Origin of the sequence: Micromonospora craniellae, from assembly GCF_014764405.1 — a bacterium.
GTDB classification, from domain to species: Bacteria; Actinomycetota; Actinomycetes; order Mycobacteriales; family Micromonosporaceae; genus Micromonospora; species Micromonospora craniellae.
In genome coordinates this window covers 3,952,316-3,967,048 of record NZ_CP061725.1, presented here as the reverse complement: position 1 = coordinate 3,967,048, position 14,733 = coordinate 3,952,316, and the positions used below count along the sequence as shown (strand labels likewise).

The following is a 14,733-nucleotide window of genomic DNA, read 5'->3' as shown; positions in this document are numbered from 1 at the left end:
TCGGTAGGACGCGGAACCGTCCATATGGACATCCACCGGGACGGATCTCCAGCATGGACGCGGTCAGCGTGCCAGCCCCGCCGCGCCGTCGTCGATGCCACGGTCCGCCGGGTAGCCGCGTACGTCCGGCGCCCCCAGCCGGGCGGCGTCCGCGGTCGCGTCGTCCGGCATCAACTGGGACTGCCGCTCCGCCTCCACCCGCGCCCGGTAGTGCGTCACCTCACGCTCCCGCCGCGCCGCGTCCCAACCCAGCACCGCGCCCATCAGCTCGGCCGCGTGCTCGGCCGACTCCAGCCCCCGGTGCGCGGTCTCGAAGGAGATCCGGGTACGCCGGGTGAGCACGTCCTCCAGGTGCAGCGCACCCTCGGCGCGGGCCGCGTAGGTCACCTCCGCCGCGAGGTACTCCGGGGCACCGGCCAGCGGAGACGCCTGCAACGGGTCGGCGTCGATCAGGGCGAGCAGGTCCAGGGTCAGGCTGCCGTAGCGCTCCAGCAGGTGCTCGACCACACCGACCGGCACCCCGTGCCGACGGGCCAGGTCGGCCCGGTCCCGCCACATCGACGCGTACCCGTCCGCGCCGAGCAACGGCAGGTCCGCGGTACGCGACGGGCGCTGCGTACCGAGCCGGTGCGCCGCCCGGTCGACCACGTCCGACGCCATCACCCGGTACGTCGTGTACTTGCCCCCGGCCACCAGCAACAGCCCGAGCATCGGCTCGATGACGGCGTGCTCCCGGGACAGCTTCGAGGTGGAGTCGGCCTCGCCGGCCAGCAACGGGCGCAGACCGGCGTAGACGCCCTCGATGTCGGCGGTGGTGAGCGGCCGGTCCAGGACAGTGTTCACCTGCTGCAACAGGTAGTCGATGTCGCTGGCGGAGGCCGCCGGATGCGACCGGTCCAGCCGCCAGTCGGTGTCCGTGGTGCCGATGATCCAGTGCCCGCCCCAGGGGATCACGAACAGCACACTCCTGGCGGTACGCAGGATCAGCCCGGTCTCGCCGGTGATCGCCGAGCGGGGCACCACCAGGTGCACCCCCTTGGAGGCCCGGACCCGGATGCCGCGCCGCAACCCGACGTCGTCGAGCATCCGCGACATGTCGTCGGTCCACACCCCGGTCGCGGCGATCACGGTGCCGGCGCGTACCTCGAACTCGGCGTCCGGCGAGCCAGCGGGCGCCTCCAGGTCCCGGACCCGGACCCCGGTCACCTCCCGGGCCTGCCGGGTCAACCCGACCGCCCGGATGCTGCTCACCACCGTCGCGCCCAGGCTCGCCGCGGTTCGGGCCAACGTCACCACCAGGCGGGCGTCGTCCACCTGACCGTCGTAGTAGCGGATCGCGCCGGCCAGTCCCTCGGTGCGCAGGCTCGGAAAGACCCGGCGGGCACCCTCCCGGCTCAGGTGCCGGTGCAGCGGCATGCCCCGGCCGCCGCCGAAGAGACCCGCGAAGACGTCGTACGCGGCCACCCCGGCGCCGTAGTAGGCCCGGCGCAGCACCCGGGCGGGCAGATCGCGTACGCCCTGCCCGGCGGGGAGCGGCACCAGGAACGGCACCGGACGCACCAGGTGCGGCGCCAGCCGGGTGGCCAGCAGGCCCCGTTCGGTGAGTGCCTCGTGCACCAGGTTGAACTCCAACTGCTCCAGGTAGCGCAGGCCGCCGTGGATCAGCTTGGAGGATCTGCTGGAGGTGCCGGCCGCGAAGTCGCGGGCCTCCACCAGGGCCACCTTCAGCCCCCGGGAGGCCGCGTCGACGGCCGCCCCGGCACCGGTCACACCACCACCGATGACCAGTACGTCGAAGCGCTCGGCCCGCAGCCGGCGCAGGTCGCCGGCCCGGCGGGCGGGCGAGAGCTGCCCGGCAACGGATCGCAAGACGTGGGGATCGCGCACCTGTCCACGGTAGCCGCAGCGATCACATACCGGCATGCCACGGTCGTCGGGGCCGACTCGTGGAGGCCGGACCGTAAGGTGTGCGGATGCGGGACGACCACTTGACATCCGGCGACGCCGGCAGCCCCTGGGCCGTTGTCGCGGCGGTGCTGGCCGGCGGCGCCACGGTCACCATCGCCCTCCTGACACAGGCCGGTGGCTGGCTGATCGACCAGGTCCTGCTGCTCAGCGGGCTGGACCGGTTCGTGCCGCTCTGGCCGCTGGCCAGCCTGTTCACCGTGCTCCTGATCAGCGCCGCCACGCTGCCGCTGGCCCTGTTCCCCCGCTCGACCGCGATCCGCGCCGCCGGCCGGGCCTGGCTGTCCGGGACGCTCGCGCTGGGCGTGCTCGGGCTGCTGCGGACGATTCCCCCGGTGCACCACGAGGCGTACCTCGCCGCGCTGGCCCTGACCGCCGCGCTGCTGGCACTGCTCGCCCACCGCCTCTCCCCCCGCCTGGCCCCCGCTCCCCGCAGTGCCCCACCGGCCGTACCCGGCTGGCAGACCACGCCGCCGGTACCGCCGTCGTCGCCGGAGTCGCCCGGGGCGGGGGCGGAGTCGCCCGGGGCGCAGGTGGTGGCCGACCCGGGCAGCGATCGACCCGGGCCGGTGGCTGATCCGCCGGAGGCGACCGGGCCCGACCGGGCCTCGCCCCCGGCTCCGCGTCCGACCTCGGTGACCCTGCTCGGTGTCGCCGGTGGGCTGGTCCTGCTGATGCCCTGGGTCCGGTTCGGCGCGCTCGGCGGGCTGCTGGAGACGCTGCTGGCCGGGCTGGCCGCCGCCGCCGTGGGAGCGCTGGCCGGCGCACTGCTGGACGCCCGCTTCTGGGGCCACCACGAGGTCGACGAGCCACCCCGACCGGCTCGGCTGGTGCTGCTCGGCGGTCTGGTCGCCGGTGTGGTGCTGCTGCTGGTCGGTGCCGGGGCCGGCCAGTCGGGTGCCCAGTTGCCGCTGCTGCTGGCCCTGCCACCGGCCGGCTTCGCGCTGGCCGCACTGCGGGCCCTGGCCCGGCGCACCGACCGGCGGCACGGTCGCCTCCCCACCGCCTGGCTGGTCGGGCTGGGAGTGTTCGGGCCGCTGGCCTTCACCGATCCGGAGGAGGTCACCCTGCTGCTGGCGGGCAGCCGGGACATCCCGTTCTGGGTGGCGGTCACCACCGGTGCCGGGCTCCTCATCGCGCTCCTGCTGTCGATCGGGTACGCGCTGCTGCTGGCCCGGCTCTCGGCGCGCCCGCCCCGCCGGGCGACGGCCTGGACGACCGCCCTGATCATGCTGCTGACGGTCGGTGTCGGGGGTGCTGTCGCCGGCCAGCCGGGGCTGCACGGAGAACGGTTGTTCGTGGTGCTGCGGGAGCAGGCCGACCTGACCGGCCTGCCGGCCGGGGCCGGGAAGGCGGGCCGGGACGCCCGTGCCGAGGAGGTCTACCGGCGTCTGGTCGACACCGCCGAGCGGACCCAGGTCGGCCTGCGCCGGGATCTGCGCCGGCTGCGGCTGGACCACACCGCCTACTACCTGGTCAACGCGATCGAGGTGGACGGCGGGCCGGCGGTGCGGGCCTGGCTGACGGCCCGGCCCGAGGTGGCCCGCGTCCTGGTCAGCCAGCGGCTGCGCCCGCTACCGGTGCCCGACGGTACGACACGAGGCGACGCGCCCGCGCCGACCGGACCGCCGTGGAACATCACCATGATCGGCGCGGACCGCGTCTGGTCCGAGCTGGCGGTGACCGGGGCCGGGGTGACCGTGGGCAGTTCGGACTCCGGGGTGGACGCCGGGCATCCGGCGCTGGCCCCCGGTTTCCGGGGCGGCGACGACTCGTGGTTCGACCCGTGGAACGACAGCCGTACGCCGACCGACCGCAGCGGGCACGGCACCCACACGGCGGGCAGCGCCGTCGGGCGGGGCGGCATCGGCGTGGCACCGGGAGCGCAGTGGGTCGGCTGCGTCAACCTCGACCGCAACCTGGGCAACCCGGCCACGTACCTGGACTGCCTCCAGTTCATGCTGGCGCCCTTCCCGCCGGGCGGCGACCCGTTCGCGCAGGGACGCCCGGCCCGGGCACCGGAGATCCTGACGAACTCGTGGGGTTGCCCACCGATCGAGGGCTGCGACCCTCGTGCGCTGGTGCCGGCCGTCGACGCGCTGGAGGCCGCCGGGATCCTCGTGGTGGCCGCCGCCGGCAACACCGGCCCGTTCTGCCGATCCATCCAGGACCCGCCGGCACCCTACCCGGACGTGCTGACTGTCGGCGCGGTCGACGACCGGCGGCGGGTCACCGACTTCTCGTCCCGGGGTCCCGCCCCGTCCGGTGTGAACAAACCGGACCTGGTGGCACCGGGCGCGGACGTCCTCTCCGCGATGCCCGGGGGCGGCTACGCCACGCTCGGCGGCACCTCCATGGCGACCCCGCAGGTGGCCGGCGTGGTGGCGTTGATGTGGTCGGCCAACCCGGACCTCGTCGGTGACCTGGACCGGACGCGGCGGATCCTGCGCGATACGGCCACCCCGATCGACGTCCCCGCCGGCTCCAGCACCTGCGGCGGTACGGCGAACGTGGCCGGCGCCGGGCTGGTCGACGCGTACGCGGCCGTCGAGACCGCCCGCGGCTGAGGCCGGATCGCGGCCTGACACCGGACACGAATGTGATCTAGGGTCGGCAGCCATGGACGGGACCCCGATCGTCGAGTTGACCGTCGAGCGGGCCGCCGAGGTGGTGCACCTCTGCCGACGGGCGCTCGACCTGCCGGAGGAACGCTCGACGCCCCGAACGGGGCAACCGGCGCATAGCCTCCGATAGCACCGTTCGCCCACCCCGGCCATCGACGCCCCCTACCGTTTTGCGTAGAGGAGGCAGCCATGACCACGGATGACGAGCAGATCCGGGACACCCTGCCGGTGCACTGGGTCGCGGTTCCCGAACTCCCGGCCCAACTGCCGACCGATCGGCTCGACTACGGCGACGCCGAGCAGTTGGCGGAGATGAGCGGGGCGGCCGAACCACCCGAGGAGCCGCTCATCCTGGTCGACGAGCCGGCTCTGCACCGCCCACCGTACGACCGGACGCAGCAGCGGCGCGACGAGCGGCCGCTGCCGACATAGGAAAAGGGCGGACCGCTGACGCGGCCCGCCCTTTCCGGCGTGTGGTGCTGGACTCAGAAGTCCATGTCTCCGCCACCCGGACCAGCCGGGGCGGCCGGGGCCTTCTCCGGCTTGTCCGCCACGACGGCCTCGGTGGTGAGGAACAGCGCGGCGATCGACGCGGCGTTCTGCAGCGCCGAACGGGTCACCTTGGCCGGGTCGATGATGCCCGCGGCCAGCAGGTCCACGTACTCACCGGACGCGGCGTTGAGGCCGTGGCCGGCGTCGAGGTTGCGGACGCGCTCGACGACGACGCCACCCTCCAGGCCGGCGTTGACGGCGATCTGCCGCAGCGGGGCGTCCAGCGCGATCTTGACGATCTGCGCGCCGGTCGCCTCGTCGCCGGCCAGGTCCAGCTTGTCGAAGGCGGTCTTGCCGGCCTGCACCAGCGCGACACCACCACCCGGGACGATGCCCTCCTCGACGGCGGCCTTGGCGTTGCGCACGGCGTCCTCGATGCGGTGCTTGCGCTCCTTGAGCTCGACCTCGGTGGCCGCGCCGACCTTGATCACCGCAACACCGCCAGCCAGCTTGGCCAGCCGCTCCTGCAGCTTCTCCCGGTCGTAGTCGGAGTCGCTCTTGTCGATCTCGGCCCGGATCTGGTTCACCCGGCCCTGGATCTGCTCGGCGTCACCGGCACCGTCGACGATGGTGGTCTCGTCCTTGGTCACCACGACCTTGCGGGCGCGGCCCAGCATGTCGAGACCGGCGGCGTCCAGCTTGAGGCCGACCTCCTCGCTGATGACCTGGCCACCGGTGAGGATGGCGATGTCGGTCAGCATGGCCTTGCGGCGGTCACCGAAGCCCGGCGCCTTGACGGCGACCGACTTGAAGGTGCCCCGGACCTTGTTGACCACCAGGGTGGCCAGGGCCTCGCCCTCCAGGTCCTCGGCGATGATCAGCAGCGGCTTGCCGCCCTGCATGACCTTCTCCAGGATCGGGAGCAGGTCCTTGACCGACGAGATCTTGCTGTTGGCGATCAGGATGTACGGGTCGTCGAAGACGGCCTCCATACGCTCCGGGTCGGTCATGAAGTAGGCCGAGATGTAGCCCTTGTCGAAGCGCATGCCCTCGGTGAGCTCCAGCTCCAGCCCGAAGGTGTTGCTCTCCTCGACGGTGATGACGCCTTCCTTGCCCACCTTGTCCATCGCCTCGGCGATGATCTCACCGACGGTGTTGTCACCGGCGGAGATGGAGGCGGTGGAGGCGATCTGCTCCTTGGTCTCGACGTCCTTGGCGAGCTTCAGCAGCTCCTCCGAGACGCTGGCCACGGCCGACTCGATGCCCCGCTTGAGGGCCATCGGGTTGGCGCCGGCGGCCACGTTGCGCAGACCCTCGCGAACGAGAGCCTGGGCCAGGACGGTCGCCGTCGTCGTGCCGTCACCGGCCACGTCGTCGGTCTTCTTGGCGACCTCCTTGACCAGCTCGGCGCCGATCTTCTCGTACGGGTCCTCGAGCTCGATCTCCTTGGCGATGCTCACACCATCGTTGGTGATGGTGGGGGCACCCCACTTCTTCTCGAGCACGACGTTGCGGCCCTTGGGGCCGAGGGTCACCTTCACGGCGTCGGCGAGCTGGTTCATGCCCCGCTCGAGGCCGCGGCGAGCCTCTTCGTCGAACGCGATCATCTTGGCCATACGGCGTTGTCCTCCTGGACACTCACGGACCAGCCGGGGTGGTGCCCCGGACGGGCCGTCTGGTGTACGCACCTTGGGACGTCGCCACCTGGCGACGGCGACGTCTCCTCGGCCGGGCCGGATAGCCCGCGACGACCGGCCACTGCCCCGCCCGGGGTCGTCCCCCGAGTGCGGCGGTGGCCCCACCGTCCCGACCAACTGGCACTCACGCCATGCGAGTGCCAATGACTTGTTTAGCACTCTGCCTTGCCGAGTGCAAGCACGACCGCCGGGGTCAGCCGAGTTCGTGAGCCAGTTGGGCGTCGTTCACCGGCCCCTCGTGCGCCCGCTGCTCGGCGTACGTGACGACCAGCCCGACCAACTGGGCGACGTGGACCGGCAGGGTCAGCAGCGCCGCCATCGCCGTCACCACGAACGTGCCGGCCGTCGCCGCCCGGGTGTCCATCGGAGTGGTGCCCATCGGCAGCAGCGCCGCCTGCTCGATCAGGGCCACGACCAGCGATACGCCGAGCACTGCGCCGATCACCATCGCCAACCGACCGAGCAGCAGGCCCAACCGCTGCCGCAGCATCTGGTGCGAACGGACGATCGGGTTCTCCCGCTCGAACAGGTAGACCGGGCCGACCATCGCCAGCGCGAACACCGCGTAGATACCGGGCAGGAAGCAGAGGCAGAGCCCGAACAGCACGATCATCCCGGCGAGCAGGGTCCAGCCCCAGAGCCCGAACGCCCGTCGCAGCCCGTAGCGCAGGGCCGTGCCGAGGTCGACCGGCGCACCGGCCGCCTGCCGCGCGATCACCCAGGTGCCGGCAGCCCAACCGACGCACTGCACCAGGCTGGCGATCAGACCCATCCCGAACAGGCCGCCCACCCACAGGAAGGCATCGGCCCAGAACCCGGCGGGCAGCACGGCGCTGTCGCTGGTGAGCTGTTCCTCCCACCGCGCGGAGGGGTCGATCGCAAGCGACAGCACCGCCACCGCCACCGACGGCAGCACCTGGGTGATCAGGGCGATCGGCAGCAGCATCGACCAGCCCCGGCGGACCGCGCCGACGCAGCGCGCGTACCAGCCACCCACACCGGCACCGGGCGGATTGACCAACGGGCTGGCGGGGTCGAGGCCATATCCCGGGGGCGGGTACCCACCGTAGGACGACGTCGGATAGGGCTGACCGGGATAGGGCAACGGCCCGGCCGCCTGCGCCGGATACGGCTGCCCGGGATAGGGCTGCCCGGGATAGGGCTGCCCGGGATAGGGCGTCGCGGCGCCCGGCTGGCCAAGCACGCCGGATTCGGGAGCACCGCCCCACGGTTGGGCGCTGGCCGCCCCCGCGCCATGGGCCGGAGCACCGGCATCGCTCGGAACGCCGGGCACCGCCGGTGCACCGGACGGCTCACCGGCACCTGACGACGGGACCGAGGCCATGGGGTCGGCAGGTGGCGGCTCAGGCTCGTTCGCGGGCCGGTTCGGCTCGTTCGCGGGCGAGGGCCGGCCCGGCTCGTCGGAGGACGAGGACGGACCCGCCGGAGGCGGCTGGTCGGACATGAGCACTCCTCAGCGATGGCTGGATCGGCCCATGATCTTCCCTGGTCGGCCCACGTACCGCAGCCCTGCCCCCGCCACGGTCCCGTAACCCCGTCCGACGATCAGCCGGCGAGGTGGCCGCGGCGTGTGCTCAGATGACGCGTACCCGCTCGGCTTGAGGGCCCTTCTGACCTTGGGCGATCTCGAACTCCACCCGCTGGCCGTCGTCCAGCGCCTTGTAGCCGTCCATCTCGATCGCGGAGAAGTGGACGAAGACGTCCTGCCCGCCGTCGACGGCGATGAAGCCATAGCCTTTTTCGGCGTTGAACCACTTCACGGTGCCCTGTGCCACGGTGTTGTCCTCACTCTGCGCGGCGTACCACTACCCCGGGCACCGGCACGCCGAGCACCCGGAGACCACCGGCTTTCAGCGATCCGCGACGACCCCGAAAACGGTGACCGAAATCGCACGGTACACGAGGCGTGACGGCGGCGCACGACCACAAATCGGGCATATTCCGACTGGCGGCATCGCCGAACGTCATTGTGGTAAGCATGCCGACATGGCGAGCACCATCGACGGGACCGGCACGCTGCGGGCGGCCGTCCGCCGGGTCGAGCGGACGGACGCCGCCCGGGCGCGGGCCCTACGTCTGGAGATGCTCGCCGACGCTCCGCTGGCCTTCCTGGAGACGATCGCGGAGGCCGCCGCCCGCCCGCACGCCGAGTACGCCGCCCGGATCGCCCAGGTCTCGGCCGGCACGCACACCGCCCAGTTCGTGGCGGATCCCGGCGGTCGACTGGTCGGGCACGCGGGCGGTGTCGCCCACCCCACGGAACTCGCGGTCACCGTGGTCTACGCGGTCTACGTCACCCCGGCCTGGCGCGGCACCGGCCTGCTCGCAGACCTGGTCGACGCGGTGGGCGCCTGGTCCCGCGACTGCGGGCGGCGGGAGCTGATGCTCGAAGTGGTGGTGGGCAACGACCGCGCCTACCGGGCCTACCAGCGGATCGGCTTCGTCGACACCGGTGTACGGGTTCCGCACCCGACCGTCCCCGCCCTCCGCGAACTCCAGATGCGTCGCTGCGCATAGTCGCTCTGGTGACTCATTAGGGTTCCGGGGCAGCCCGACCCACGCAGGGATCACGCCTGACCGCCCGGAGCGGGTCGGGCTGCCCGGAAACCCTCCACCGTGAGAAACCTAGGCGTGCCGCCGACTCTGCACGATGCGGAAGCGGTTGGCGACGTAAGCTCCGTCGGTGAGCGCCGAGTTGGCCGCCGCGTTCGCCCCGCTGCCGTGGAAGTCGGAGAACGCCGCCGACTGGTTCACGAAGACCCCGCCGGTGAGGTTGCCGGACAGGTGCACCCCGACCTCGATCGCGGCGCTCTCGGCAGCGGCCAGCACCGCCTCGTCGCTGGAGTAGACGGCCGCGGTCAGCGCGCCCTTCTCCCCCACGGTCGCGCGGAGGATGTCCAGGCTGTGCGCGGTGGAGTCGGTGGCGATGGCGAAGGAGATGGGCCCGAACCACTCCCGCGAGTAGGTCGCGGTGTCGCTCGCGTCCAGCTTGACGACGGTGGGCGTACGGACCACCGCGTCCGGGAACGACGGGTGCGTGACGGTACGCGACTCCAGCACCGGCGTACCGACCTTGGTGACCTCGTCGAGGCGGTCCAGGACACCGTCGTTGACGATGGTGCCGGTCAGCTCGACCCCGCGCGCCGGGTCGGCGGTGAGCTTGCCGACGGCGGCGGCGATCCCGGCGGCCACCTCGTCGAAGCTTCTGTGTCCCTGGTCGGTGTCGATGCCGTCCCGGGGGATGAAGATGTTCTGCGAGGTGGTGCACATCTGGCCGCTGTAGAGCGTCAGGGTGAAGCCGAGGTTGCGGCACATGCCGGCGAAGTCGTCGGTGGAGTCGACCACGACCGTGTTGAGTCCGGCCTTCTCGGTGTAGACCGCCGCCTGGCGGGCGTTGGCCTCCAGCCAGTCGCCGTACTCCGTGGAACCGGTGAAGTCCACGATCTTGACGGCCGGGTGCAGGGCCAGGGTCGAGGCCAGCTTCTCGCCGGGCGCCTCCGGGGCCAGCAGGACCAGGTTCGGGTCGAAACCGGCCTCGGCGAGTACCTCCCGGGCGTAGCGCACCGTCACGGCCAGCGGGAGTACGGCGCGCGGGTGCGGCTTGACCACCACCGGGTTGCCGGTGACCAGCGAGGCGAACAGGCCCGGGTAGGAGTTCCAGGTCGGGAACGTGTTGCAGCCGATGACCAGGGCGACGCCTCGCGGCACGACGTGGAACGTCTTGGTCATCCGCAGCGGGTCGCCCTTGCCGGCGGCCTTCTCCCAGGCGGCGGTCCCCGGGTGCCGGGTCATCTCCGCGTACGCGTAGGCGACGGCCTCCAGCGCCCGGTCGAGCGCGTGCGCGCCACCGGCCTGGAAGGCCATCACGAACGCCTGTCCGCTGGTGAACTGCACCGCGTTGGCCAGTTCGAAAACGTGCTTGTGCAGCCGGTCGAGGATCTCCAGGCAGACCCCGACCCGCGCCTGCGGACCGGCGTCACGCCACGCGGGCAGAGCGGCGGTCGCGGCGGCGACGAGCTGGTCGGCGGTGGCGTGCGGATAGCGGACGTCCAGCGTCACCCCGAACGGGCTGGTCTCGGTGGCAACCCGGTCGCCGTCGCCCGGCTGGTCGAGCGGGAAGTCTCCGCCCAGATACGCCTCGAAGGCGGCCTTGCCGTCGGCGGCGGCGGTCTCGCCGTACACCCGGGGGCTGGGTGACTCCGGATAGGCGGACCAGTACCCGCGCTCCGTGATGGCGGTCAGCGCGCGGTCGAGGGTGTCGCGGTGCCTGTCGTACAGGGGGTGCGGGGTCTCCGTCATGCCCGCCATCATGCAACAGGAAGCCCCGCGATCAGTAGGGGCGTGTCACACCTCAGACGTCGAGCTGCCAGTTGCTCCAGCGGTCCATCACCCGGAAACCGATCTGCTCATTGATCGAGATCATGTGGCCGTTGCGGTCCGCGTTGAAGGTGTCGATCACCTGGACGGCCGGTTCGTGGTCGAGCAGGTGACGAAGATTCTCGATCTTCACGAGCAGGCCGAGGCGGTGCCCACGGTGTTCGGGGTCGACGATGGTGATCTGCTGGAAGGCGTGCCAGTCGGCGGTCGGTGACATGTCGAGCAGGGTCCAGGCGACCAGTCGGCCGGACTCCCGGTGCCGTACGCCCGCGTGGTAGCGCCGCTTGCCGCGCGCCTGGAGCGCCCGCTCGGTGCCGCGCACCCGATCCGCGTCGACCTGCTCGGGTTCCCACGCCAGGTCGCCCATGGGCGCGTCGGCCAGCAGCCGCCCATCCAGGTACGCCACGTCGGCGATCAGATCGTCCGGCGTGTTCCCGCGCCAGAACAGCACCTCGTAGTCGGTGGCCCGGGACCGGGCATCGGCCAGCAACGTGTCCAGGGCGGCCTGGTCCAGCTCGGCGAGGTGCAGTCGCCGCCGAACGTCGACCAGGGCGTCGACCGCGCCGACGGTGGCGGCGAAATGGGTGGCCGGGGCGGGCCGGTCGGGCTCGCCGCGCAGGTGCGCCCGGCTCGTCGCGCTGACCCGTCTCCGGCCGCGCTCGCGCAGCACGCGCAGGCCGCGTTCGAACAGCGCCCGACCGACTCCCTGGCGGCGGCGGTCCGGATGGACGACGAGCTCGGCCGAGGCGTTCTCGGTGTTGTCGAGCTTCGGCAGGTCGAGCAGCAGGTAGCCGGCGGGGGTGCCGTCGACGTGGGCCAGCAGGGCGAGGGTCTCGGTGCCTGGCATCGGCTGGTGGAACAACGAGGTGAACCGCCGCCGACCGAACGGGGGGTAGTCCGGCAGGTCAGTGGCGAAGTAGTCGGCGCCGACCCGGAACGCCTGCTCGATGGCCGACTCGTCGCCGGCACCGAAGGAGCTGATGGTGATGGCCATGTCGGCAGCGTGCGGGACGACGGACGAAGGGGCCAGCGATTATTCGCTGGCCCCTTCGGGAAGCTTGGTCGGGAGGGTCGATCGCACAACGCCTCCGGCGCTGGGTCGTAAAGACTGAAAGTCTACGGCGAAACGCCCTCCCGCACGAAGCATCTTGCGCCGCCCAGTTCCTGCCGTCAAGTACTCGACGGCGTGTTTTCTGCACTCACCGCGAAAAGCCCGTTACCCGGCGGATCGGTCCGACGTGCCCCACTCCGCCCGGCCGACAGGCTCGCGGTCGCCTCAGCCGAGCAGGCCAGCGTCGCGGGCGGCCCGCAGCGACGGCTTGATCCGGTGGGTCGGCCCGACCTCGCCGGCGACGGCGTCGAGCGTCTTGAGCCCCTCGCCGGTGTTGTAGACCACCGTCTCCGCGGTCGGGTCCAGCTTCCCGGACTCGACCAGCTTGCGCAGCACCGCCACGGTCACCCCGCCGGCCGTCTCGGCGAAGACCCCGGTGGTACGCGCCAGCAACCGCACGGCGGCACGGATCTCGTCGTCGTCGGCGTAGTCCATCCAGCCGTCGGTACGACGTACCGCTTCCAGGGCGTACAGGCCGGCCGCCGGGTCGCCGATGTTGAGCGACTTGGCGATCCCGGTCGGCTTGACCGGGGTGATGGTGTCGCCGCCCCCATGCAGGGCGGTGGCGATCGGGTTGCAGCCGGCCGACTGGGCGCCGAAGACCTTCCACCCGCCGACCGGCGCCTCGACCAGGCCGATCTCGACCAGCTCGCTGAACGCCTTGTCGACCTTGGTGAGCAGCTCACCGGAGGCCATCGGGATGACCACCTGGGCCGGAATCCGCCAGCCGAGCTGCTCGGCGACCTCGTAGCCGAGCGTCTTGGAGCCCTCGGCGTAGTACGGCCGGACGTTGACGTTGACGAAGGCGGTGTCCTCGAACTCGTCGGTCTCCACCAGCTCGCCGCAGAGCCGGTTCACGTCGTCGTACGAACCGTCGATGGCGACCAGGTCGCCACCGTAGACGGCGGTGGTCACGACCTTGCCCTGCTCCAGGTCACTGGGGATGAAGACCACAGACGCGGTGCCGGCCCGGGCCGCGTGGGCGGCCACGGAGTTGGCCAGGTTGCCGGTGGAGGCGCAGGCGAACCGGGAGAAGCCGAGCGCCCGGGCGGCGGTCAGCGCGACCGAGACGACCCGGTCCTTGAACGAGTGGGTGGGGTTGGCGCTGTCGTCCTTGATCCAGAGCGGGCCAGTGATGCCCAGTTCGGCGGCAAGCTGGTCGGCGGCGACCAGCGGCGTGAAACCGGGGTCCAGGGTGACCCGGGTGGCCGGGTCCTGGCCGGCGGGGAGCAGCGCCGCGTAGCGCCAGATGTTCTGTGGGCCCGCCTCGATCTGCTCACGGGTCACGGTGGCGAGGGCCGCCGGGTCGTAGTCGACCTCCAGCGGGCCGAAACACTCGTAACAGGCGTGCTGCGCGGCCAGCGGGTAACGGGCGGAACAGGCGCGACAGACCAGGGCGCGGGCGGGGCTTGCGGTGGTATCGATCCCGGTAGGGGCGAGCGTCGACGTCATGTCCGAGTCCTCTCATCTTCCCCCACATCGCACCCTGCGGCGGGGACGGAATTGGCACCTGCCCCACGGGACGCTCAGCGATGAGCGCGCGGGGTGGTTGCCGGGGCGTCGTCGGGCCGTATCCCTCAGCCCCTCTGGATGAGGTATTCAGTTGTGCCGCCGAGTCTAGGCAATCCCGCCGCGCTCGTCAGCGTTCGATCTCAGCCTGTGAGCGATTCCTCACCGCCACCATCGCCCGGACGACCGCGTCGATCCTGGACCGGTCGGCTCCGGCAGCGCCGGAGGAGAGCCGGTCCAGGATCACGCACGAGCGTCGGCCGGTCGCCGGACCGGCCGGGGTCAGGCCGGCACGGACCTGCGTTCGGCCGCCTTCAGGTCCAGTGCGGCCCCGTTGCGCTGGCGCAGCAGGTTGTCCAGCGCCCAGCTGCCCGGACCGAGGGCCGCGATCAGCAGGAACGACCAGCAGAACAGCACGGACAGCTCACCGTGGTTGCGCAGCGGCAGCAGCGCCTCGGGCTGGTGGACGACGAAGTAGGCGTAGGCCATCGAGCCCGACGCCAGCAGGGCCGCCGGTCGTGTGAAGAGGCCGACGAGCACCAGGGCACCGCAGACAGCCTGGATCAGCGCGGCCCACCAACCCGGCCACGTGCCGAGGGGGACAGGTTCACCGCTTCCCCGGGCACCGCCGAAGACGCCGAACAGAGACGACAACCCGTGGCAGAGAAACAGCAGGCCGATGACCATACGGAACAGGGACAGAGCCGGCCCGCCGAACCGATCAGTACGCATTCGAAAACCTCCATTTTGGATGAACGAGGACAGCCAGAATGCAGGAGCCGGTAAATACTTGTCGACGCAATCTCTTCCTTTGGGAACACTCCCACATCGATAGTAGTGACTGGAACTTCCGAAGGAAGCCCCTCAGCAACGATCGCTTCGATCACCCTCCGTAAGGCTTCCTGTGCACCCTGGACGTCTGACGGCAACAAGTCGC

At 71.6% G+C, this 14,733-nt stretch carries 12 protein-coding genes and 1 riboswitch; of the genes, 4 read left to right on the top strand and 8 right to left on the bottom strand.

Annotation, left to right across the window (positions count from 1 at the left end; genetic code table 11):
* Positions 1-63 precede the first annotated feature (63 nt).
* Positions 64-1,923, bottom strand: coding sequence for a glycerol-3-phosphate dehydrogenase/oxidase (locus tag ID554_RS17830; RefSeq protein WP_117229099.1), 1,860 nt, complete (start codon positions 1,921-1,923; stop codon positions 64-66).
* Positions 1,924-1,973: 50 nt separating this feature from the next.
* Here ID554_RS17830 and ID554_RS17825 point away from each other — a divergent pair, with 50 nt between their 5' ends.
* The 3 genes from ID554_RS17825 to ID554_RS17820 are packed head-to-tail and all read left to right on the top strand — an operon-like array spanning position 1,974 to position 5,021.
* Positions 1,974-4,532, top strand: coding sequence for a S8 family serine peptidase (locus ID554_RS17825; protein WP_117229098.1), 2,559 nt, complete (start codon positions 1,974-1,976; stop codon positions 4,530-4,532).
* Positions 4,533-4,584: 52 nt separating this feature from the next.
* Positions 4,585-4,719 carry a hypothetical protein gene (locus ID554_RS32465; RefSeq protein WP_263407293.1) on the top strand — a complete coding sequence of 45 codons (135 nt, stop codon included), beginning with the start codon at positions 4,585-4,587 and terminating at the stop codon, positions 4,717-4,719.
* Between the two features lie 59 nt (positions 4,720-4,778).
* Positions 4,779-5,021: a hypothetical protein gene (locus ID554_RS17820; RefSeq protein WP_117229097.1), complete on the top strand. Its 243-nt coding sequence runs from the start codon at positions 4,779-4,781 to the stop codon at positions 5,019-5,021.
* 53 nt (positions 5,022-5,074) lie between these two features.
* Here ID554_RS17820 and groL read toward each other — a convergent pair whose 3' ends face one another.
* From groL to ID554_RS17805, 3 genes are all read right to left on the bottom strand, one after another.
* A complete protein-coding gene (gene groL, locus ID554_RS17815) occupies positions 5,075-6,697 on the bottom strand; it encodes a chaperonin GroEL (RefSeq protein WP_117229096.1) in 1,623 nt (540 codons plus the stop codon).
* A gap of 274 nt (positions 6,698-6,971) precedes the next feature.
* Positions 6,972-7,982 (bottom strand): hypothetical protein, encoded by a 1,011-nt coding sequence (locus ID554_RS17810; RefSeq protein WP_147333501.1) that lies wholly within the window; start codon positions 7,980-7,982, stop codon positions 6,972-6,974.
* A gap of 391 nt (positions 7,983-8,373) precedes the next feature.
* Positions 8,374-8,574, bottom strand: coding sequence for a cold-shock protein (locus ID554_RS17805; protein WP_099852798.1), 201 nt, complete (start codon positions 8,572-8,574; stop codon positions 8,374-8,376).
* Positions 8,575-8,785: 211 nt separating this feature from the next.
* Here ID554_RS17805 and ID554_RS17800 point away from each other — a divergent pair, with 211 nt between their 5' ends.
* Entirely contained in the window at positions 8,786-9,316 is a 531-nt protein-coding gene (locus tag ID554_RS17800; protein ID WP_117229094.1) for a GNAT family N-acetyltransferase, read from the top strand.
* Between the two features lie 108 nt (positions 9,317-9,424).
* On the opposite strand, the gene paaN is transcribed toward ID554_RS17800, so the two are convergent.
* From paaN to ID554_RS17780, 4 genes are all read right to left on the bottom strand, one after another.
* Positions 9,425-11,098, bottom strand: coding sequence for a phenylacetic acid degradation protein PaaN (gene paaN / locus ID554_RS17795; protein ID WP_191088572.1), 1,674 nt, complete (start codon positions 11,096-11,098; stop codon positions 9,425-9,427).
* Between the two features lie 52 nt (positions 11,099-11,150).
* The gene (locus ID554_RS17790) at positions 11,151-12,170 is read right to left on the bottom strand and encodes a GNAT family N-acetyltransferase (RefSeq protein ID WP_117229092.1); all 1,020 of its coding nucleotides are present in this window, start codon (positions 12,168-12,170) and stop codon (positions 11,151-11,153) included.
* 282 nt (positions 12,171-12,452) lie between these two features.
* Positions 12,453-13,739 carry a threonine synthase gene (gene thrC / locus ID554_RS17785; protein WP_117229091.1) on the bottom strand — a complete coding sequence of 429 codons (1,287 nt, stop codon included), beginning with the start codon at positions 13,737-13,739 and terminating at the stop codon, positions 12,453-12,455.
* Positions 13,740-13,748: 9 nt separating this feature from the next.
* Positions 13,749-13,884: riboswitch (SAM riboswitch) on the bottom strand.
* Positions 13,885-14,078: 194 nt separating this feature from the next.
* Entirely contained in the window at positions 14,079-14,528 is a 450-nt protein-coding gene (locus tag ID554_RS17780; RefSeq protein WP_117229090.1) for a DoxX family protein, read from the bottom strand.
* Positions 14,529-14,733: the final 205 nt, after the last annotated feature.